The 20,427-nt window shown below is 71.3% G+C and carries 17 protein-coding genes and 1 riboswitch; of the genes, 5 read left to right on the top strand and 12 right to left on the bottom strand.

Annotation, left to right across the window (positions count from 1 at the left end):
* Positions 1-167: 167 nt before the first annotated feature.
* From VF584_13650 to VF584_13635, 4 genes are all read right to left on the bottom strand, one after another.
* Positions 168-2,582: an ABC transporter permease gene (locus tag VF584_13650; protein HEX8211214.1), complete on the bottom strand. Its 2,415-nt coding sequence runs from the start codon at positions 2,580-2,582 to the stop codon at positions 168-170.
* Positions 2,582-3,322, bottom strand: a complete 741-nt coding sequence (locus VF584_13645) for an ABC transporter ATP-binding protein (protein ID HEX8211213.1) — start codon at positions 3,320-3,322, stop codon at positions 2,582-2,584. Before VF584_13645 ends, VF584_13650 begins: the two co-directional genes overlap by 1 nt.
* Before the next feature lie 140 nt (positions 3,323-3,462).
* On the bottom strand, positions 3,463-4,707 hold the full coding sequence (locus VF584_13640; protein HEX8211212.1) for an HlyD family efflux transporter periplasmic adaptor subunit: 1,245 nt from the start codon (positions 4,705-4,707) through the stop codon (positions 3,463-3,465).
* Positions 4,708-4,772: 65 nt separating this feature from the next.
* Positions 4,773-5,006 (bottom strand): hypothetical protein, encoded by a 234-nt coding sequence (locus VF584_13635; protein ID HEX8211211.1) that lies wholly within the window; start codon positions 5,004-5,006, stop codon positions 4,773-4,775.
* Between the two features lie 289 nt (positions 5,007-5,295).
* Between VF584_13635 and VF584_13630 the strand changes: the two genes are divergently transcribed.
* From VF584_13630 to VF584_13615, 4 genes are all read left to right on the top strand, one after another.
* The gene (locus tag VF584_13630; protein ID HEX8211210.1) at positions 5,296-5,646 is read left to right on the top strand and encodes a hypothetical protein; all 351 of its coding nucleotides are present in this window, start codon (positions 5,296-5,298) and stop codon (positions 5,644-5,646) included.
* A gap of 185 nt (positions 5,647-5,831) precedes the next feature.
* Positions 5,832-6,953, top strand: a complete 1,122-nt coding sequence (locus tag VF584_13625) for an AI-2E family transporter (GenBank protein ID HEX8211209.1) — start codon at positions 5,832-5,834, stop codon at positions 6,951-6,953.
* A 433-nt stretch (positions 6,954-7,386) separates the two neighbouring features.
* Positions 7,387-7,755 (top strand): hypothetical protein, encoded by a 369-nt coding sequence (locus VF584_13620; protein HEX8211208.1) that lies wholly within the window; start codon positions 7,387-7,389, stop codon positions 7,753-7,755.
* 389 nt (positions 7,756-8,144) lie between these two features.
* A riboswitch (cyclic di-GMP riboswitch) is annotated at positions 8,145-8,239 on the top strand.
* A gap of 95 nt (positions 8,240-8,334) precedes the next feature.
* Positions 8,335-10,497, top strand: a complete 2,163-nt coding sequence (locus VF584_13615) for an EAL domain-containing protein (GenBank protein ID HEX8211207.1) — start codon at positions 8,335-8,337, stop codon at positions 10,495-10,497.
* On the opposite strand, the gene VF584_13610 is transcribed toward VF584_13615, so the two are convergent.
* The 7 genes from VF584_13610 to VF584_13580 all read right to left on the bottom strand — a co-directional run bounded on the left by VF584_13610 (position 10,498) and on the right by VF584_13580 (position 17,978).
* Positions 10,498-10,857 carry a metal-sensitive transcriptional regulator gene (locus VF584_13610; protein HEX8211206.1) on the bottom strand — a complete coding sequence of 120 codons (360 nt, stop codon included), beginning with the start codon at positions 10,855-10,857 and terminating at the stop codon, positions 10,498-10,500.
* 284 nt (positions 10,858-11,141) lie between these two features.
* Positions 11,142-13,517, bottom strand: coding sequence for a heavy metal translocating P-type ATPase (locus tag VF584_13605; protein HEX8211205.1), 2,376 nt, complete (start codon positions 13,515-13,517; stop codon positions 11,142-11,144).
* 1 nt (position 13,518) lies between these two features.
* The gene (locus VF584_13600; protein ID HEX8211204.1) at positions 13,519-13,914 is read right to left on the bottom strand and encodes a cupredoxin domain-containing protein; all 396 of its coding nucleotides are present in this window, start codon (positions 13,912-13,914) and stop codon (positions 13,519-13,521) included.
* Positions 13,915-13,916: 2 nt separating this feature from the next.
* Positions 13,917-14,129 (bottom strand): cation transporter, encoded by a 213-nt coding sequence (locus VF584_13595; GenBank protein ID HEX8211203.1) that lies wholly within the window; start codon positions 14,127-14,129, stop codon positions 13,917-13,919.
* A 362-nt stretch (positions 14,130-14,491) separates the two neighbouring features.
* Positions 14,492-15,319, bottom strand: a complete 828-nt coding sequence (locus tag VF584_13590) for a trypsin-like serine protease (protein ID HEX8211202.1) — start codon at positions 15,317-15,319, stop codon at positions 14,492-14,494.
* Between the two features lie 165 nt (positions 15,320-15,484).
* Positions 15,485-16,918, bottom strand: coding sequence for a M28 family metallopeptidase (locus VF584_13585; protein HEX8211201.1), 1,434 nt, complete (start codon positions 16,916-16,918; stop codon positions 15,485-15,487).
* Between the two features lie 391 nt (positions 16,919-17,309).
* A complete protein-coding gene (locus VF584_13580; protein HEX8211200.1) occupies positions 17,310-17,978 on the bottom strand; it encodes an HAD family hydrolase in 669 nt (222 codons plus the stop codon).
* A 101-nt stretch (positions 17,979-18,079) separates the two neighbouring features.
* Here VF584_13580 and VF584_13575 point away from each other — a divergent pair, with 101 nt between their 5' ends.
* Positions 18,080-19,009: an NAD(P)/FAD-dependent oxidoreductase gene (locus VF584_13575; protein ID HEX8211199.1), complete on the top strand. Its 930-nt coding sequence runs from the start codon at positions 18,080-18,082 to the stop codon at positions 19,007-19,009.
* A 249-nt stretch (positions 19,010-19,258) separates the two neighbouring features.
* Here the strand turns inward: VF584_13575 and VF584_13570 are convergent, their stop codons facing one another.
* Complete coding sequence (locus tag VF584_13570) at positions 19,259-20,332, bottom strand: serine/threonine-protein kinase (protein HEX8211198.1); 1,074 nt, start codon at positions 20,330-20,332, stop codon at positions 19,259-19,261.
* Positions 20,333-20,427 lie beyond the last annotated feature (95 nt).

Genomic DNA, 20,427 nt, shown 5'->3' with positions numbered 1-20,427 from the left:
AGCACTTGGCACTTGGCACTTGGCACTTGGCACTTGGCACTTGGCACTTGGCACTTGGCACTTGGCACTTGGCACTTGGCACTTGGCACTTGGCACTTGGCACTTGGCACTTAGCACTTGGCACTTAGCACTTAGCACTTAGCACTTAGCCCTTAGCACTTCCGTCCCTATTCCGCCCTCAACGCCACCATCGGATCCACCCGCGCGGCGCGGCGGGCGGGAAGCCACGACGCCACCAGCGCCACCGCCAGCAGGAGCACCGGGACGGCGGTGAAGGTGAGCGGGTCGGTGGCGCTGACGCCGTACAGCGGGCTCGAAAGGAGACGCGTGGCCGCGACGGCCATCACCACCCCGATCGCGGCGCCGAGCGCGGTGATCTTGAAGCCGTGGCGCACCATCATCCGCACCACGTCGCCGGCGCGGGCGCCGAGGGCCACGCGCACGCCGATTTCGCGCGTGCGCTGGCCCACCTGGTACGCCAGCACGCCGTAGATGCCGATGCACGCCAGCAGCAGCCCCAGCACCCCGAAGCCGCCGATGAAGAAGGCCGCGATGCGCTGCGGAAAGAGCGACACGCCGATCATCGACGTCAGCGGCATCGCCTGCTCGGGGGCGACGTTGGCGTCCATCCCCTGCAGCTCGCGGCGGATGGCCTCCAGCGCCGCGCCCGCGCCGCGGTCCGCGCGGGCCATGATGGTGACGCCCGGGCTGTAGTTCTGCGCGACGGGGCGGTAGAGGAAGGAGACCGGCCGCTCGCCGAAGCGCTCGTAGGTGCCGTTGGCGACCACTCCGACCACTTCCACCGGCGGGCCGTCGCCCAGGCGCACCGTCCGGCCGAGGGCGCTGGCGCCGGGCCACAGCCGCTGCGCCAGCGTCTGGTTGATGACCACCACCGGCGGCGCCCCCGCGCGGTCCGCGTCGGTGAAGACGCGCCCGGCGCGCAGCGGGATCTGCAGCGTGGCGAAGAAGCCCGGGTCCACCGCGTCGATGCTGACGGTGATCGCGTCCTTCTTGCCCGGCAGGCGGAGCTCTTCGCTGCGCACGTTGCCGCTCATCGGCGCGAAGTCGGCCAGGGTGGCGGAGCGCACGCCAGGCGCCGCGGCCACCCGCTCCAGCAGCCGGCGCTGGAACGCCTCGCCGCGCGCCCGGTCGTAGCCGTGCGGCTCCAGGTCAACGCGCGCCACCGCCACGTCATCGGCCACGAAGCCAGGATCCGCGGAGAGCGAGTGCTGCAGCGTGCGGGCAAAGAGCCCGGCCACCAGCATCAGGAGCATCGCCAGGGCGAGCTGCCCCACCACGAGCCCGCTGCGCAGACGGCCGCGGCGTGCGCCCTCGCGCGTGCCGCCGTCCTTGAGCCCGCTGAGCACGTCGGTGCGCGAAGCCTGCAGCGCCGGCATCAGCCCGAAGGCCACGCCCGTCAGCAGCGCCAGCGCCAGCGCGAAGCCCAGCACGCGCGGGTCCGGGCGCAGGTCGAACGCGATGCGGGTGGGGAAGGGCGGCTGCATGGAGGAGAGCATCCGCGTGAGCCAGATCGTCAGCACGACTCCGGCGCCCCCGCCCAGCAGGAAGAGGAGGACGCTCTCCCCCAGCAGCTGCCTCACCAGGTTGCGGCCCGTGGCGCCCACGGCCAGGCGGATCGCCATCTCGCGGCGGCGGGCCACGGCGCGGGCCAGCAGCATCCCCGCCACGTTGGTGCCGGCGATCAGGAGCACGAAGAGGGCGGTCGCCAGCAGCAGTCCCATGAACCCGGCCACGGGCATGCGCATGTCGCCCGGCACGCCGGTCAGCGGCTCCAGGCGCACGTCCAGCACCCTGGCGTTCGGCTCCTCCAGCGGCACGCGCGCGGCGGCCACCTTGAGCGCGGCGCCGGCCCGTTCCTGCGTCATCCCCGGCCGCAGGCGGCCGAAGAGGATGAGCGAGGCGCCGGGATTGGAGTTGATCGCCTCGTTCGCCCTGCCGATGCCGGCCGCGCCCAGGGTGACCCACACGTCCGCCACGCCGCCCACCAGCGTCCCCCCGAACTCCTTTGGCGCCACGCCCACCACGGAGAGCGGGCGGCTGTCCAGGTGCACGGTGCGCCCGACGACGCCGGGGTCGCCCCCGAAGCGCGTCTGCCACAGGTGGTGGCTGATGACGGCGAGCTGCTCCTTTTCGTCGGGGCCGGTGAAGAAGCGGCCCAGGGCGGGCCTCACCCCGAGCACTTCCCAGTAGTTGCCGGACGCCACCACGCCCGTGAGCACCTGCGCCTGCCCGGTGGCGCGCAGCGACATCTCCTCGTAGCGCTGCGCCGCCAGCCCGCTGAAGATCCCGGCGGATGCCTCGCGATACGCCACGTAGCGCGGGTACGAGACGGCGCTGTAGCCCATCGACATCGACCGCATCCCGCGCAGCGTCTCCTGCACTCCCACCACGCGCCCCGGCTCCGCGATGGGGAGGGGGCGCAGAAGCAGCGCGTTGACGAGCGAGAAGACCGTCGTCGTTGCGCCGATCCCCAGCGCGATGGTTGCGATGGAGACGAGGGCGAAGAGGCGGCTGCGCAGCAGCGACCGCCCCGCAAGGCGAAGCTCCCGCGCGATGTCCATCACCCCACCTCGAATCCGTGCCGCCCCATCTCCGCCGCCACCGCCGACGAGCGCTCCTCGCGCACCACCCGGCCGTCGAACATGTGGATGCTGCGCTCGGCGTGCTCGGCGTAGCGCGGGTCGTGCGTCACCATGACGATGGTGGCGCCCTCGCGGTGGAGCTCCTGCAGCAGCCCCATCACCTGCTCGCCGTTGGTGGAGTCAAGGTTGCCCGTGGGCTCGTCCGCCAGGAGCACGGAGGGGGTGCCGGCGATGGCGCGCGCCACGGCCACGCGCTGCTGCTGGCCGCCGGAGAGCTGCGCCGGGTAGTGCCCCACGCGGTGCCCCATCCCCACCCGCTCCAGCGCCTCTGTCACGCGCTTGTTGCGCTCGGCCGCCGGCATCCCGCGGTAGGTCAGCGGCAGCTCCACGTTCTCCTTGACGGTCAGGTCGCCGATCAGGTTGAACGCCTGGAAGATGAAGCCGATCTCGCGGTTGCGGATGTGCGCGCGCTGCGAGGCCGTGAGCCCGGACACCGGCTGCCCGTTGAGCGTGTACGTGCCGTCGGTGGGCGAATCGAGCAGCCCCAGGATGGAGAGGAGCGTCGTCTTCCCGCAGCCGGACGGCCCGGCGATCGCCACGTACTCGCCGGAGCGGATCTCCAGGTGGACGTTGTTGAGGGCGTGGGTCTCCACCTCTTCGGTCAGGAACACCTTGCCGACAGAGTCCATCTGGATGAGCGGCTTGGTTGCGGTTTCCATGGAACGGCTCCGGGTTGGATGAGAACTGAAGTGCGTGAGTGCGTTGGTGCGTTTTGAACCGCGAGGCAGGGCTTCGTGCATTGGATGCGCGGGAGCGTGAATACGTTGGGACGCACTCACGCACTAACGCACCTTTTTTCCTACTTCAGCTTGACCCGTTCCGAGCCGTCGTACGCGCTCATGTCGGACAGGATCACCACGTCGCCCGGCTTGAGGCCGGTGACTACTTCCACCGTGCTCGCGGAGCCGCGGCCCAGCTTCACCGCCACGCGCGATGCCTCGGCGCCGGCGGGGTCCAGGCGGAACATGCTGACGGTGCTCTCCGCCTGGCCGTAGGCGGGGCGGCCCACGTACATCACGTTCGTCAGCCGCTCGATGTCCACCGTGCCGTCCACCGACAGGTCGGGGCGGGCGCCGCGGGGGAGGGGGCCCTCCAGCGTCACGTCGATGGCCACGCTCCCGTTCTGCACCGAGGGGTCGATGCGCACCACCCGGCCGCGCACGATGCCGTTGCGCGTGTCCACCGAAGCGGGGAGGCCGACCACCAGGTCCTTGGCCTGCGTCTCCGGGATGCGGAGCACCGCCTTGAGCCGGCCGGGCTGCACCACGCGGGCGAGGGTGGTGCCGCTGTTCACCCACTGCCCCGGCTCCACCGAGAGTTCCTGGAGCACGCCGTCGCTGCCGGCGCGCACCTGCATGGCGTCGATCTGCCGCTGCTGGAACTGGATGAGGGTGCGCAGGATTCCGAGCTGCGACCGCTGCGCGCTGATCTGCGAGCTCATCGACTGGCTGATGAAGGCCAGCCGGCGCTGCTCCACGCCGAGCCGCACGCGCAGCTCCTCGGCGTTGTCGCGCGCGCGGTCGAGCTCCTGCTGCGACACCATTTTCTGCGCGGCGAGCCCCTCGGCGGCGCGCGCCACGCGCTCGTTCTCGCGAAGCTGGTTGCGCACGGTGGCCACGGTGGCCTCCTGCGTCAGCCGCTGCGACTCCAGGTTGCTGCGAAGCGTGGCCAGGTCGCTCTCCGCCGCGGCGAGCTGGCGCCGGGCCTCCAGCGCCTGGCGCTCCACGTCAGGGTTGGAGAGCTCGGCCAGCACGGTGCCGGCCTTCACCACGGTGCCCGGCAGCACCAGCTTGCGCTCCACGCGGCCGGGAACGACCGCGGGAACCCAGCGGATGTCCTCGGCGATCAGGGTGCCGGGGCCGCGCACCTGGCGCAGCATGTCGCCGCGGCGCACCGTGTCGGTCCACACGGTGGCGCGCTCCACGGCGGGGGCGGCCGGGTCCAGGCGGGCGAGCGCCACGGTGGCCCCCGCGAGCACCGCGATCCCGGCGCCGCCGATGACCCAGCGTGCGCGCTTGCTCTTTTTGGGGCGGGGAACGTCCACGGTCGCAACTCCTGCAGATGATGGATCGGCGGGCGCGGGCGCGCAGCCGAATGATGTCGTTCGGTTCAGCGGGTGGCGCTCAGGCGCTCCACCGCGGCGGTCAGGGCGCGCAGCTCCACCTCCATCCCGGCCAGCCGGTCGTCCAGCTCCTCGTCGTCCGCGCCGGGGCGGCGTACCCGCGCCACGGCGTGGAGCACCGGAACCAGCCCGAAGCGCGCCGCCAGCCCCGCCAGCGGAAAGATCAGCACGGCTCCGGTGATCCAGAGCACGAGTACGGTGGCGAGGTCGATGGAAGGCATGGCGCGGAGGTGGCTCGTAGTTGATGATGTGCTTCGTTCGCGGCGAACACCCATAAGGCGAAGACCGTGCCCCGTGCGCCCGCTCCGCAACCCGTTGCCCCTGACGCACTTGCGCGCCCGAGTGTGGCGCCGGGAGCCCGGCCCGTGCCCGCCGCTGGGAAAAATGCGTCCCAGAAACGGACACCTCGCCGGGGCGCCGCACTTGACCCGCGTGCGCGCGGTCGATAGGGTGTGTCGCCCGTGGGATGGTAGTGTACTGGCCGAGATCAAGGGTGAGGAGAACCGCATAATGGCTGATCCGAAGGCGGATGCGCGCTTCGACGCGCTGGTATCGCAGGTGCACGACTGGACGGAGTCGGCGGTCGCGCTGGACGAGGGGCACTTCCCCGGCGAGCTGCTGAGCGACCTCCGCGACCTGATCGAGGAGCTGAAGGCCTTCCTCGAAGAGGCGGAGCCGGGGACCTACAAGCGCGGCGACGTGATCGAGATGTTCGTCACCCCGGAGATGGCGGAGGTCACCGACCGCTTCCCCAAGGTGCGCCGCCTGCTGGAGAGTGCCTGGGGCTCGCAGCTGATGGAGCTCCTCGCCGAGGAATCCGCCGGCTACGAGCACGGCGACGACGACGAGGAAGAGGAGTAGGACGGAAGGGGCGGCTGCGAGGCCGCCCCTTCTTCTTCGTGCGTCCTCAGGCCCGGCGGGTCTCACACAGAGGCTGCGGAGAGAACGGAAAAGGCACAGAGAAGCCCTCCTGCCGTTCTTTCCGTTTCCTTCGTGTCTCTGTGTGAAGCCGCTGTTGGTTTTCTCCCCACTACCGCACGCCACCCATGCCAGACCAACCAACTCCCGCCGCGCAGTCCACCATCTCCGCGGACGCTGTGACCACGCAGCCCCCCGGCCCGCGGCCCGCGGGGATCCAGCCGGAGCACATCTACAAGGCTGTCGCGCTCGCGTTCGGGCTCGCGATCCTCTTCCGCTTCTTCGACACCATCGCGCAGGTCTTCTTGATGATCTACGCGGCGGCGATCGTGGCCGTGGGGCTCAACGCGCTGGGGCGGCGGCTGCCGCTGGAGCGGAAGTGGCTGGCGGCGCTGGTGGGGGTGCTGGTGATTGGCGGAGTGGCGGCGCTGCTGACCTTTGGGCTTCCCGTGCTGGTGGGGCAGCTCAAGGACATGGTGGGGCGCGGGCCGGGGCTGGAGCAGCAGATCAAGGAGTGGGAGGTGTGGCTCCGGCAGCAGACCGGCGCCCCCATCCGCATCCCCCGCCCCGCCGAGATCGCCAAGCCCGGCGCCGTGGGGAACGCCAACGCGGTGGGGAACGCGATGAGCTTCCTGGAGGCGCTGTTCATCCCCATCGTGGTGTTCTTTGGCGCCCTCTTCGCGCTGGCGAACCCCAACGAGAACCTGATGAGCCCGGTGCTGCGCCTCGTACGCGCGGACCAGCGGCCGGCCGTGTACCGCGTCTTTCAGCTCCTGGGCGAGCGGCTGGTGGGGTGGCTGCGCGGGACTGCGCTCGCCATGCTGTGCGTGGGCATCCTCAGCGTCATCCTGTACTCGCTGATCGGCGTCCCCAACGCGCTCCTGCTGGGCGTCCTGAACGGCACGCTGGAGTTCATCCCGCTGGTCGGGCCTTGGATCGGCGGGGGCACGGCCACCATGGTCGCCTTCATGGACGACCCCGGCAAAGGCGGATGGACGGCCCTCGCCGCGCTCGCCATCCAGCAGATCGAAGGGTACGTCATCACCCCCTTCGCCATGAAGCAGAGCGCCGAGATCCACCCCTTCATCACCCTCTTCGCCCTGGTGCTCTTTGGCGGGATGTTCGGCTTCCTGGGCCTCCTCCTTGCCCTCCCGCTCGTCCTCCTGGTCTGGACCCTCGTGCAGGTGCTCTGGGTGGAGCGCGCCCTCGACACCGACCGCGACCGCATCGCCCCGGTGGTGAACGAGTAGGGGCGCGATTCATCGCGCCCACCCTTGCCCTTCCTCGACCCCCGTCCAACGCACGGATCCCGTACGGGCAGACCCACGTGTCTGCCCGCCCCCGCCCCCACCTCGATCCCCTGCCTTTCGCACCGCCACCTGCAGGGGCGGCCCCGCGTGGCCGCCCGTGCCCGACCCTGCACCGTTGCCCGCCTCCCCCGTCCACCCCGCGCGAATCCCCCGCACGTTCTGGCACCACGGCGCTCCGCACGCTAGCTTCCCGCACGCCCAACGAGACGTGACCGGAAAGCACTACATCGCCGCATCCCATGAAGCTCCGCCCCAACCTTCTTGCCGACGCACCTTTAGCCGCCGCGCGCCCACCCGCCGGCGCGTCGCGGATCCGCGCGTCGCACGCCGATTCGCACGGGGTGCCGGAGCGTTGGCGGGAGGCGCGGCACCCGTGAGGGGGCGTTACTCGGGGGGGATGGAGCACGTCCCGCGCAGGTCGGCGATCCCGCGCGACGAGTTCCACGGCGCCCTGCGCGCCTGGCACGCGGATGCCTCGGACGGCGAGGTGATCCGCGAGACCTCCACCAGCGACGAGGACCTCTACGACGGCGACGACTGGGTCTGGGTGAAGCACCTGGGGAACCGCTTCTACCTCCACGCGGACACCACCCGCGCCGGCATCGAGCGCTACCTGGAGCTCCTGGACGCCGAGGGGGACACGCTCCGCTGGAGCGCCGCCCCCGGAACCGGCGACCGCCCCGTCGCCATCGGCGCCGATGGCGAGATCATCCCGGAGTTCCGCCTGTACCGCACGACCTGAAAACTTTTCCGGGCGCGGACAAATTCGCCGCTGGAAACACGCGAAGCCCGCCTTCGCGGGCTCCGGGTCCGATGCCGCGGTTCTCGAGCCGGCTTCAGCCGGCTTCCCGTGGTTCCAGCCGCCGGGCTGTCGCTACCACCCCACACCAATCCCGCCCCCACCACCTGCGAAGGCAGGTTTCCCGCCGTCGTTGCAGCGGTTTCAACCGCCGGTCCCCCCACCATTCCGCCCGGCATTTCCCTGTCCCGCCCAGCCATGTGACCGGGCATGCCCCTTGCCCGTCCACATAGAAGAAGGGGTGGTCGGCGAACACGCTTGCGCGGTCGCGCATCCTGACTCATGTTGCGGTAAACGCATGTCCGGCCCGGGAAGCAGCGCGCCCGGGCGCCTACGACAAACGGCAAACCCGGCGAAAGCCGGCGACGCAAAGCTACGAGGCTACCGCCGCTCCAAGGGAAGCGGCCACGCCAGTCGAGCCGCCGAACAGGTCACGAAGATGCGCACCAGCGGTACGCGCTCCCTCTCCCCGGCCAGGCCGCCCGCGCGCGCGGCACGCTCCCCCTGGCCCGGGGCCGTCCGATGAGCCCGCGGACGACGTTCGCCACCGGCGACGATCTGGCCGCACCCGGCCCGCATACCTTTCCCCCCGCACTCCGCGACCTGCTATCGGGCGCTGTCCGCCGTCTAGGCGCGACCGCGGCCGTCTTCGTGCCCGCGAACGCCGAAATCGGCTTCCACGGCGTGCCGGACGCACCGGAGCAGGCCGTCCTCACCCGCGCGCTGGGCGAGCTGCGGCCGCTGGCCAACGAGGTGCTCGCGACCGACGCGGCGCGCTACGTCCCGCTTCCCCGCGCGGAGCCGGGCTCCGCCGCCACCGTCGCGCTGGTGCCGGTGTGCTGTGATCCGGAAGAGCCGCTCGGCTGCCTGATCGCGCTCGGCGGCACGGGATGGTCGGTGCCGGAGAGGATCGCGCTGGTGTGCATGGCGGAGGCGGCCGCGGCCGAAACGGCGCGCGAGGAAGAAGCCGCCGCACGCAGGCGCGCCGAGCACCGCGTGAGGCTGCTGGAGGGGGCGCTGCGGACGGCGCAGGTGGGCGTCACCATTGCGGACGAGCGGGGGCGCATCGTCTACGCCAACCCGGCCGAAGCGCGCATGCACGGCTACAAAGTGGAGGATCTCTACGGGCGGGAGGCGCGCTCGCTGGCGCCGCCGGAGCTGTGGAGCTCGGACGGCGGCCTCCCCGCGCCCCGCACGCACCGCTGGACGCGCGAGCGCACCAACGTGCGCAGCGACGGCACGCAGTTCCCCGTCCGCCTCTGCTCCGACCCCATCGTGGACGAAGCGGCGCGCCCCGTGGGCCTGGTCACCTGGTGCGAGGACCTGACCGCGCACGCCGCGGAAGACGCGGAGGAAACCGTCGCCGGAAGCCGGGACGCGCTCACCGGCACGCTGGACCGCGCGGCCTTTTTGCATCGGCTGCGGCTGGCCTGCGCCGCGCGCGAGAGGGGGACGGGGGACGAGTTCACCCTGCTCTTCATCGACCTGGACCGCTTCAAGGCCGTGAACGACCGCCACGGCCACGCCGCCGGCGACGCGCTCCTCTCCACCATCGGCCAGCGGCTGCTGGCGTGCGTGCGCCCCACCGACATCGTGGGCCGCGTGGGCGGCGACGAGTTCGCGGTCCTGGTGCGCGGCACCGGGCGCGAGGCGGAGGTGGTGCCCGTGGTGCACCGCATCCAGCGCACCCTTGCCGCCGCCGCCACCGCGGGCTCGGTGCAGATCCACCCCTCCGCAACCATCGGCATCGCCCTCAGCTCCGAGTGCGAGGAGCCGGAGGACCTCCTGGCCAGCGCCGACCGGGCCATGTACCGGGCGAAGGCGCTGGGCCCCGGCCATTACGGCGCGGGCGATGCGGCCCTGCGCACGCACGATTCCGCCGTCGGCGCCATGGAGTCGGACCTGCGCCGCGCGCTGGACCACGACGAGCTCGCGCTCCGCTTCCAGCCCATCATCTCCCTGCGGGACGGGCGGCTGTCCGGCTTCGAGGCGCTGGTCCGCTGGAACCACCCGCAGCGGGGGCTGCTGGGCCCGCAGGCGTTCCTGCCCGTCGCCGAGCGGAGCGACCTGATCGTGGACATCGACCGCTGGGTCCTGCGCGCCGCCGCCCGCCAGCTTCGCGAGTGGACGTCGCTCTACCCGGTGGCCCTCCCCGTCTCGCTGAGCGTCAACTTCTCGGGCCGCCACGTGGTGCGCCCGGACGTGGCGGAGCACACGCGCGCGGTGCTGCGCGAGTTCGGCGTGGGCTCGGGGCGGCTCATGGTGGAGGTCACGGAGACTTCGATGGTGGAAGACGCCGAGGCCGCCGCCGCCACACTCACCGCCCTGCGCGAGGGCGGCGTGCGCCTGGCGCTGGACGACTTCGGCACCGGCTACTCGTCGCTCTCGTACCTGCGGCAGCTCCCCTTCGACGTGCTCAAGATCGACCGCTCCTTCGTGCAGCGCGTCGGCCAGTCCGCGTCCGACCGCGCCATCGTGCGCAGCGTGGTGTCGCTGGCCCGCACGCTGGGCCTCAGCGTCACGGCCGAAGGCGTGGAGACCGCCGAACAGCAGAGTGCCCTGCGCCGGCTGGACTGCGAGCACGGGCAGGGCTACCTCTTCTCGGAGCCGGTCACCGCGGCCGAGGCGGCCGGGTGGATCGAGCGCGGCGCCCACGCCTTTCCCGGAAGGGCGCGCGCGGGGTGATCAGCGGGCGTGCTTGTACATCATGTCCACGAGCTCGTCGTACATGGAATCGGCCGCCGCGCCGTCGCTGCCCGTGATGGCGGCGGCGGCGCAGTGTTTGAGGTGGTTGCGCATCAGCTCGCGCCCCACCCCGCGCAGCGCCTCGTGCACCGACGAGATCTGCGTCATGACGTCGGCGCAGTAGCGGTCCTCCTCCACCATCTTCTGGAGCCCGCGGATCTGCCCCTCGATGCGCCGCAGCCGCTTGAGGTTGCGCTCCTTGATCCCGGCGTCCACCCCCACCGCCCTCCTTTCCCCGCCCTCCTCCCCGTGCGCCACCCCGCACGCGCAGGCGGCGGGTGCGTCGTTCGTGTCCGGCATGTCGGAACCTTTTTGCATTGTTGTGCGGAGATCGCAGGCCCCCTCCCCGCTCGTTCCTCGCTGCCCCTCCCCCAACACACCCTGGGGGAGGGGCGTTGGCATGGATCTGCGCAACCCTTCCTACTCTGTCGCGGCTTCGATCTCCGCGGCTCCCGAGACCGCTTCAGCGGTCTTCCCGTGGTTCCAGCCGGGGGCTTCATCCCCCGGTGCTGTTCATCCCCCGGTGCTGTTCATCCCCCGGTGCTGTTCATCCCGCGGTGCTCTCCGGCCCCCGGCACCCCCGCTCACCCCAGCCTCACCCGCCGCAACCGCAGGCTGTTCGCCACCACGCTCACCGAGCTGAACGCCATCGCGGCGCTCGCCAGGATCGGCGAGAGGAGGAGGCCGAATGCGGGGTACAGCACGCCCGCCGCGACCGGGATCCCCACGACGTTGTAGATGAAGGCCCAGAACAGGTTCTGCTTCATCGTTCGCATCGTGCGCCGCGAGAGGTGGATGGCGGCGGCGACACCGTCCAGATCGCCGCGCATCAGCACCACGTCCGCGGCCTCGGCGGCGATGTCCGTGCCGGTGCCGATGGCGATCCCCACGTCCGCGCGGGCGAGCGCGGGCGCGTCGTTGATGCCATCGCCCACCATCGCCACCACCCTGCCGTCGCCCTGCAGCCGCTCGATCTCGGCCACCTTCCCCTCCGGCAGCACCTCGGCCACCACGCGGTCGATCCCCGCCTCGCGCGCGACCGCCTCGGCCGTGTGGCGGTTGTCGCCGGTCAGCATCACCACCTCCAGCCCCATTGCGCGGAGCCGCCGCACCGCCGCGCGCGAGCTTTCCTTGATGGGATCGGATACCGCCACGAGCCCCGCCAGCCGTCCATCGACCGCCACGAACATCGGCGTCTTCCCCTCGGCGGCGAGCCGCGCCGCGTCGCCCTGGAGCGGGCCGATGACGATGGCGTAGTCGGACATCAGCAGCGCGTTCCCCACCGCGACCGCCCTCCCCTCCACCACCCCGACCGCGCCGCGCCCCGTCACCGATTCGAATGCATCGGGCGCCGGCAGCGCGAGCCCCGCATCCTTTGCGCGCGTCACGATGGCGTCGGCCAGCGGGTGCTCGGAACGCGTCTCCAGCGCTGCGACCAGGCGGAGGAGCTCGTCCTCCGACGCCACCTCACCGCCCTGCGCCAGCGCCAGCTCGGTGACGGTGGGGCGCCCTTCGGTTACGGTGCCCGTCTTGTCCAGCACGACGGTGGTCAGGTCCCCGGCGCGCTGGAGCGCCTCGCCGCCCTTGATCAGCACGCCGTACTCGGCGCCCTTGCCCGTGCTCACCATCACCGCGGTGGGCACGGCGAGCCCCATGGCGCAGGGGCAGGCGATGATCAGCACCGCCACCGCCGCCGCGAATGCGCGCACCCCCGGCGCCTGGTCCGCGATCACGAACCACGCTACAAAGGTGGCGATGGCGATGGAGAGGACGATCGGGACGAAGACGGCGCTGATGCGGTCGGCCAGGCGCTGGATGGGCGCGCGCGAGCCCTGCGCGTCGCGCATCAGCTTGACGATGCGCGCCAGCACGCTCTCCGCGCCCAGGGTGGTTGCGCGGTACTGGAAGGCGCCCGTGCGGTTGATGGTGCCGCCGATCACCCGGTCGCCCGCCCCCTTTTGCACCGGCATCGACTCGCCGGTGAGCATGGACTCGTCCACCGCGCTCGATCCGGACACGACCTCGCCGTCCACGGGGATGCGCTCGCCGGGCCGCACCACCACCGCGTCGCCGTGCCGCACTTCCTCCACGGGGACGTCGATCTCCGCGTCGCCGCGCAGGACGCGCGCGGTCTTCGGCTGGAGCTCGGCGAGGGCGCGCAGGGCGGCGGAGGTCTGGCGCTTGGCACGGGCCTCCATCGCGTTGCCGGCCAGGATCAGGGCGATGATGAACACCACCGCCTCGTAGTACACGTCCGGCTGCACGCCGCGGCGCAGGAAGAAGCCGGGCGCGACCGTCGCGGCCACCGAGTACACGAACGCCGCGCCCGTCCCCACCGCCACGAGCGTGTTCATGTCCGCGGAGTGGTGGCGGAAGGCGGCCCAGGCGCGCGTGTAGAAGTGCCGGCCCGCCCACGCCATCACGCCCAGCGTCGCCACGAGCAGCCCCCACGCCAGCGCCGCGCGCGGGATCGCGTACAGCCACGGCAGCGCGGAGCGCAGGGCCGGGCTCAGCCACTGCATCGCCCAGCGCATGAATGGGTCGACGGTGGCGCCATGTCCGTGCTCCCCCACCGCCATCAGCGGCATGGAAACGATCATCGCGATCACGGCGACGGCGAAGCTGACGCCGGCCTTCACCCGCAGATTGCGGAACTCCTCGTCGTGCGCGCGGTCCTGCGCCTCCTGCTCGTCGAAAGCAGAGCGATCCGGATGCGCCAGCTCGGCACCGTACCCGGTGGCGCGGATCGCATCCACCAGCGCGTCCGCCGAAGTCGACGCGGGATCGAAGTCGACCGTCGCGTTGCGGAGCATCAGATTGACGGCGGCCTGCTGCACCCCCGGCTGCTTCTCCAGCGCCCGCTGCACGCGGCCGGAGCACGCGGCGCACGTCATCCCGCTCACGGGGATGGTGACCTTTTCGCGCGCCGTCTCCCGCTCCGGCGATACCTGGGTCTGCATCTCACCCCTCCTGTTCGTCCACCGTGATGCGCCCGCGGAGCATCCCCATCCCGCAGGTGAACTCGTAGCTCCCGGCCCGCTCGGGCGTGAACTCGACCGGCGTCTGCTGGTTGGCGGGAAGGAAGCGCCTGATCCCGAAATCGGGGATCACCACCTCTTCCGAGCACCCCGACGTCTCCTGCCGGTCAAAGAGCAGCCGCACGGGCGCCCCCGCCCTCACCCGCACGTGCGCCGGCGAGTAGCCGCCCTGCACCACCACCGTCACCTCCTGCCTTCCGCCCGCCACCGCCCCCACCGCGACGTGCGCGGGCGAGCGCCCCGCCACGAAGAAGTACCAGTTGACCCACGCGATGGCGGCCGCGCCGCCAAAGATCACCGCCCATTCGGTGGCATCCATGGTCACCTCCCGGCCACGCGGGCCTGGTATCCCTCTTCCTCGATGGCCCTCCCGATCCGCTCCGGACTCGCCACCGTTGGATCATACTCCACGGTCGCGCCCCCGATCTTCACCTCCTCCACCTTTACCCCTTCCACGCCGCCGAGCGCCTGCGCCACCGCCGCCACGCAGTGCCCGCAGCTCATCCCGCCGATCTCGATCGTCATTCGTTCCATCGTCCCCTCCCGTTCGATGAAGATACCCCCTGCGGGTATATTGTAGCGTACCCCCCACCCCTATGTCAAGAGGGGCCCTCACCCGGCGGGTTACAGCTGCCACCCTCTTCCACAAACGCCGTGGGAGAGAGGACCTGGGCTCGTGTGTCGGGCGTGGGGCGGTGCGGGGTGGGCAGCCACGCGGGGCTGTCCCCGCCAGGGATCGAGGTGCGCGACGGGCGGCGGAGAGGCGTCGGCCACGGGCACGATGAATCGCGCCCCTACCGGACCTGTGCGGCGCGCGGGGATGCATGCAAACGCCCCTCCCCCAGGTAGTTATTGGGGGAGGGGCCGCGAGGTGCCGAGCGGGGTGGGGGCCTTCTCTACGGCAGCTTCACGAACGGCGCCAGGAACGCGCGCGCTTCGGGCGTGTCCAGACGCCAGTCCCAGGTGGTGGCGCGGCAGTTGTAGTCGCCGGTGGTGACGGTGGCGACGATCGTGGTGGCGTCGCCGTCCAGGAACTTGGGGCCGCCCGAGTCGCCGTAGCAGTCGCCGCCCTCGCCGGTGGCGCTGGTGTTCATCAGCAGGCCCAGCCAGGTCGGCTGCAGGCCCATGAACTCGGACTTCGAGTAGTTGCGCTTGCCGTCGTACGAGAAGCCCGGCACGCCCGTGCGCGTGGCCGACGTGCCGTACCCCACGTTCACGAACATCTGCTTGCTCAGGCTGCCCTTCGCCGCGAGCTGGTCCAGCAGCCCGGCGGTGGGGAGATTGAGCGGCGTCATCCCGCGCGTGGCGCTGGCGGGGAGGAAGACCACCGCCAGGTCGTGCAGGTTGGCCTGGTCGTGCCCGTACTGCGGGTCGGCCTTGTAGCCGGTCGCGGCGATGGCGCGGAAGCCCTTGCCGAACAGGTCCGGCGAGAACGACACGTAGAACTGCGACCCCGGCGGCGTGTACGGCGTGATCACGCAGTGCGCCGACGTCACGAACACCGTGGGCGACACCAGGCTGCCGGTGCACCACTGGTCGTTGCCGTCCACGCCGTTGCCGTTGTAGTCGAAGAGGAGCGCGCCCACCGACGCATAGGCGTTCCCCGTGGGCTCGCCGTTGACGATGCGGCTGGGCCCCTGCGAAGGCGCGAGCGGCGCGTCGCTGCCGGAGCAGGCGGCCAGCGAGAGCGCGGCGAGGGCGGACAGGACTGCGAGGTGGCGCATGAAAGGTTCTCCGAGGACGGTGAAACGGGGGAGGGCGCGCCGGCCCGGACGAGCCGGCGCGTTGCACGTTCGATTCACCGCCCCGTACGCACGACTCCGGAGGCGTCCTGAACCGACACGATTTGGAAAGATGGCGGCGCGCCGTCTTTGCTACAAGGGTTTCCGCTACCGCCCCGGCACCGGGTACACGGCGATGCTCTCGTGCCCCTCGCGGTCCACCGCCACCACGCCGAAGAAGTAGTTGTCGATGATGACGTTCTCCAGCGTCGCCTGGGTCACGTTGCCCACCCAGCGGGAGCGCGTCCAGGTGGGCTCCGTGGGCTCGCGCCAGTACACGCGGTAGCCCGCCAGGTCGGGCGCATCCCCCGCCTTCCAGCGCAGCACCGTGTTGGGCGACACGCCGCCCGCGATCGTCACCGAGTCCGGCGCGGCGGGGGCCCAGGCCAGCGACGCCAGGGAGGCGGCGTTCAGCGAGGTCATTTTCGCCACGTACGGGTAGTCCACCATGTCCGGCGTGTCGCCGTAGCGGATGCCGTTCTCCACGCGGACGTTCTGGTGCTGCCGCGTGTAGTCCTCGTACGTCTCGGTGATGCGCACCGCGGGGTAGCCGGCCAGGAAGAAGGGCGTCTGGTCGCCGCCGCGGCCGAAGCGGTCGAGGCGGTAGATCATCTGCACGTCCAGGTCGTTGACGTACTGGTCCGCCACCCGGTCCACGTAGCGCGCCAGCTGCCGCGTGGGCGTGTCCAGCTCGCCGCCGCTGTACAGGTAGCGCCGCAGCTCGGCCGCGGGCGCGTCCGGCGCGATGCCGGGGGCGAAGACGCGCGCCGTCGTGTTACCGGACGCCCCGGTCTGCCCGCGGGTGTTGCCGATGATGTCGTTGTTGAGCACCCCCGCGATCCGCCACCCGTTGGCCTTGGCGAAGCGCGCCAGGATCTCGCCGCCCAGCAGCCCCTGCTCCTCGCCGGCCAGCGCGCCGTACACGATCGTCCCGTCGAAGCGGTGCTTCGAAAGGACGCGCGCCGCCTCCAGCGCCGCGGCGACTCCCGACGCGTCGTCGTTGGCGCCGGGCGCGTCGCTGGTGGCGTCCATCACGTCGTTGACGCGCGAGTCGTAGTGCCCCGTGATGAGGACGTGGCGGTTGGGATCGGTCTGCCCGCGCTGGATGGCGACCACGTTGACCACGTTGGTGGGCACGCGGATGCGCCCCTGCGGGTTGGCGGGGATGACCTCGCCGACGTAGCGCACCTCTAGGCATCCGCCGCACTGCTGCGAGATGCGCTGGAACTCCGCGTACAGCCACCTGCGCGACGCCCCGATCCCGCGCGTCTGCGAGACGGTGTCGCTCATCGTGTGCCGCGTCCCGAACGCGGCCATCCGCCGGATGTCCGCCTCGATCCTCGCCGCCGACACCCCCGCCACGATCTGCCGGATGCGCGCGTCCTCCCCCGCCACGCCGTTGTCCGGCGCGCTCACCGTCTGCCCCGGCCGCGCCGCCGGGTCGCGCGTGGCCGGCCTGTTTGGAACCTGTACCTGCGCCTGCGCCGCCCCCGCGATGGCGACCGCAAGCATGACGGCGAACGAACGGAATGTACGGGTCACGGATGGTCTCCAGGGAAGAAGAAAGTGCGTTAGTGCGTTAGTGCGGAAAGTCCTAAGTGCTAAGTGCTAAGTCCTGAACAGCGCGCCAGTGCCGGCCGTCGAGTACACCCCCTCGTCTCTTCATCCTGAGGGAGTCCGCCTCCACGAGTTCTGCGGCGCACTCCAGAACTCCTGCGGCGACCGAAGGATCTAGCCGGCGAGGCAAGAGGACAGTGCGACACGACAGTCCCCTCGGCACGCGCAGTAGATCCTTTGCTCCGCGCCACGGTTCGGTCGCAGTGCAAGTTCTGCGCAGCGCGTCACTCAGGATGACAGAAAGGGGGAGGACTGATCAAGGACGGGTGACGCCCCGCTGCTGCCCCTTTTCTCCTGTCCCCCCGCACTCACGCACTCACGCGCTTCCGTTCACCACCCGCTCCAGCACCTCCGCCAACTCCACGCCGTGCAGCGACTCCAGCCGCAGCGAGTGGTCGCCGAAGGCGAGGGCGGCGGTCACGGGGTTGGGGACGACGACACAATACATCCCCGCGCGGCGCGCGGCCAACGCGCCGTTCGGCGAGTCCTCGATGGCGACGGCGCGCGAGGCGTCGACGCCAAGGCACTCCAGGGCGCTCAGGTACAGGTCGGGCTCGGGCTTTACGCGGCGCACGTCGTCGGCGGTGCGGACGCAGTCGAAGAAGCGCCGCAGCCCCAGGCGCTCCAGCTGTCCCTCCACCCACACGCGCGAGCCGCTGGATGCGACCCCCAGCCGCAGCCCCTGCGCGTGCGCGGCGGCCAGCGCATCCTCCACGCCCGGGAGCGGGCCCACCTCGCGGATGCGCTCGAAGAAGCGCTCGCGGCGCAGGCGGTTGAGGGCATCGCGATCGTGCTTCCGCCCCGTGCACTCCTCCAGGTAGGCGATCGTGTCGAAGTAGCCCGCCTCGCGCCCCACGCAGTCCGCCCATACCTCCAGCGGCAGCTCGGCGCCGTGCTCGGCGAAGAGGTCGCGCGCCACGCCGTACACGTGGCTCTCGCTGTCGAGGATGGTCCCGTCGAAGTCGAACACCACCGCCTGGATCAACGCCCCGCTCCGCGCCTTGGGAAAACATCTGTGCCGCCGCCGGGCCCACCGCTTGCACGCATCGGGCCCTCCTTTTCGACACCCACATACAAGGGTTGGGGATGGCCGACGAACAGAAGTACGACGTGATCGTGGTGGGAGGCGGCCCCGCGGGGCTGATGGCGGGGCAGTGGCTGGCGCGCTACCAGCGCCGCGTGCGCATCATCGACGCCGGCGACGGGCGCAACGCCGTCACCTACGGCGTGCACGGCTACTTTGGGATCTCGGACCCCACGCCGGACGAGCTGCGCCGCATCGGGCAGGAGCAGGCCCGCGGCGCCGGCGCCGAGTTCGGGCACGGGTGCGTGGAGAGCATCGAGGGCGAAAAGGATGACTTCACCGTCACCCTCTCCGGCGGCGGCACCCTCACGGCCCGGCGCATCCTGCTGGCGACGGGCCTCAAGGACATCGTCCCCGAAACGCCGGGGCTGACGGACTTCTACGGCCAGAGCATCTGGCACTGCCCCGACTGCGACGGCCCGGAGGTGGTGGGGAAGCGCATCGCCGTGATGGGCTGGGGCGAGGGAATCGCCAAGTTCTGCATGTACATCATGACGTGGACGCGCGACATTGTCCTCCTGACCGACAGCCACGCCGCCGACATGAGCACCGAGGCGCTCGAAGCGCTGGCGGAGCACGACATCTCCATCCGCCGCGAGGCCGTCGTCCGGCTGGAGGGCGAGGGCAAGCAGGTTCAGCGGGCCATCTTCCACGAAGGCCCGCCCGAGGAGATCGAGGCGCTCTTCTTCCACATCGCCAGCGGCGCCGCGTCCCCCCTCGCCGCGGACCTGGGGTGCAAGCTGGACGAGGACGGCGCCCTGGAGGGGATCCTGGAGGTCGACAAGGAGTTCCAGACCAGCGTCCCCGGGGTCTACGCGGCGGGCGACATCGTCCCCGGCTCGCGCCTCGTCATCCGCGCCGCCTCCGAGGGCGCCCGCGCCGCCCTCGGCATCCACAAATCGCTGATCGGCGAGGCGCGGCGGATCGGGTAGGGGGCCCTCACCCCCGCTCGTTCCTCGCTGCAGCACGCCGATGCCATCGTAGGGGCGCGATTCATCGCGCCCGTGTCACCGCAATGATCCGCCGCCCGCCCTTGCGCACCAATCTCCGTAGGGGCAGACCTGCGTGTCTGCCCGTGCCTTCCCCCGCGCCGAACCACGCGCCGCGCGCGGATGCACGCCCACGCCCCTCCCCCAGGTCGTTATTGGGTGAGGGAGCGAGGAACGAACGGGGAGGGGGCCCTACCGGGACTGCGTATCCGCCCGCCGCTCGATGGGCGCTTCCTCCGGCCACAAGCGGTTGCGGCCCTTGAGCATCGGGGCGAGAGCCGCTAGCATTCCCGAGATGGTCTGGAAGCGGGCGCGGGGGTCGGAGTCCAGCGCGCGCAGGATCATCCCCTCCAGCTCGGCCGTGATCTGCGGGTTGTGCTGCCGCGGAGAGACCGGCGCCTGGCAGATCTGCGGGTAGCGCGTCTCCAGCTCGCGCGTGGTCAGAGGGCGCGGCGTGTCGTCCGGGTTGGGCGCCGCCTTTTGCGCGGCCGGCTCGTCCCAGTCTTCGTCCTCGTCCCAGAAGTCCTCGTCGTCCTCCTCCGGCTCCTCGTTGGGCCACCGCCCCGTGAGCAGCTCGTAGAGAAGCGCCCCCAGCCCGTACACGTCCGTGGCGGGGGAGAGCGGCTCCTGCCTCACCTGCTCCGGGGCCATGTACGGCGCCGTCCCCAGCCGGTCGTTGGGGCGGCTGGTGAGCTTGATGGGGCGTACCACGTCGAAGTCCAGCAGCACCGGCACCCCTTCGCGCAGGTGGATGTTGGCCGGCTTCAGGTCGCGGTACAGGTAGCCGCAGCGGTGGAGGTAGTGCACGGCGGCGCCCACGTTCATCACCGCGCGGATGGCGTCGGGCACGTGGAGGCGGCGCTTGGGCATCGCCTCCAGCACGTCGAAGAGTGAGGGGCCCGCCAGGTACTCCATCAGCAGGTACGACCTCCCCTCCGCCACCCCGCTCCCAAAGAGCTGCACGATGTTGGGATGGCGCAGCCGGTGGAGGACGCGCGCCTCGTTGCGAAAGGAGGCCGGCGCCCTGGCCCCCGCGAACTCGGGGTGCACCACCTTGCCGGTGAGCGCGCACCAGTGGCGGTTGCTCCACACCTGGTACAGCTCCGTCATGCGGCCGCGCGCCAGGTGGCCGATCACGGTGAGCTCGCCGATGCGGTCGCCGACCGCGAGGGAAAAGTCCGCCGTGGGGCGGGCGGGGTCGTGGGTCCAGCGGCGCGCCGCCACCAGCCCCTGGTAGCGGGCCCGCGCGATCCCGGGATCGGCCATCTGATTGGTCCTTCGGTGAGATCCGCCTTGAACGTCCGGAGCGGCCGTCCGTGAGCGTTCTCCTCCACGCAACGGCCGTACCCCGTGCGGAACCC

Origin of the sequence: Longimicrobium sp. (assembly GCA_036389135.1) — a bacterium.
Lineage (GTDB): Bacteria > Gemmatimonadota > Gemmatimonadetes > Longimicrobiales > Longimicrobiaceae > Longimicrobium.
Note: the sequence above shows the minus strand (reverse complement) of the source record. Positions and strands in the feature narration are given on the sequence as shown.

Bases quoted from the DNA above. Each gene is read 5' to 3' on its own strand.
- VF584_13650 (HEX8211214.1), bottom strand. From the start codon at position 2,582: ATGGACATCGCGCGGGAGCTTCGCCTTGCGGGGCGGTCGCTGCTGCGC.
- VF584_13645 (HEX8211213.1), bottom strand. From the start codon at position 3,322: ATGGAAACCGCAACCAAGCCGCTCATCCAGATGGACTCTGTCGGCAAG.
- VF584_13635 (HEX8211211.1), bottom strand. From the start codon at position 5,006: ATGCCTTCCATCGACCTCGCCACCGTACTCGTGCTCTGGATCACCGGA.
- VF584_13630 (HEX8211210.1), top strand. From the start codon at position 5,296: ATGGCTGATCCGAAGGCGGATGCGCGCTTCGACGCGCTGGTATCGCAG.
- VF584_13625 (HEX8211209.1), top strand. From the start codon at position 5,832: ATGCCAGACCAACCAACTCCCGCCGCGCAGTCCACCATCTCCGCGGAC.
- VF584_13615 (HEX8211207.1), top strand. From the start codon at position 8,335: ATGAGCCCGCGGACGACGTTCGCCACCGGCGACGATCTGGCCGCACCC.
- VF584_13610 (HEX8211206.1), bottom strand. From the start codon at position 10,857: ATGCCGGACACGAACGACGCACCCGCCGCCTGCGCGTGCGGGGTGGCG.
- VF584_13605 (HEX8211205.1), bottom strand. From the start codon at position 13,517: ATGCAGACCCAGGTATCGCCGGAGCGGGAGACGGCGCGCGAAAAGGTC.
- VF584_13600 (HEX8211204.1), bottom strand. From the start codon at position 13,914: ATGGATGCCACCGAATGGGCGGTGATCTTTGGCGGCGCGGCCGCCATC.
- VF584_13595 (HEX8211203.1), bottom strand. From the start codon at position 14,129: ATGGAACGAATGACGATCGAGATCGGCGGGATGAGCTGCGGGCACTGC.
- VF584_13590 (HEX8211202.1), bottom strand. From the start codon at position 15,319: ATGCGCCACCTCGCAGTCCTGTCCGCCCTCGCCGCGCTCTCGCTGGCC.
- VF584_13575 (HEX8211199.1), top strand. From the start codon at position 18,080: ATGGCCGACGAACAGAAGTACGACGTGATCGTGGTGGGAGGCGGCCCC.
- VF584_13570 (HEX8211198.1), bottom strand. From the start codon at position 20,332: ATGGCCGATCCCGGGATCGCGCGGGCCCGCTACCAGGGGCTGGTGGCG.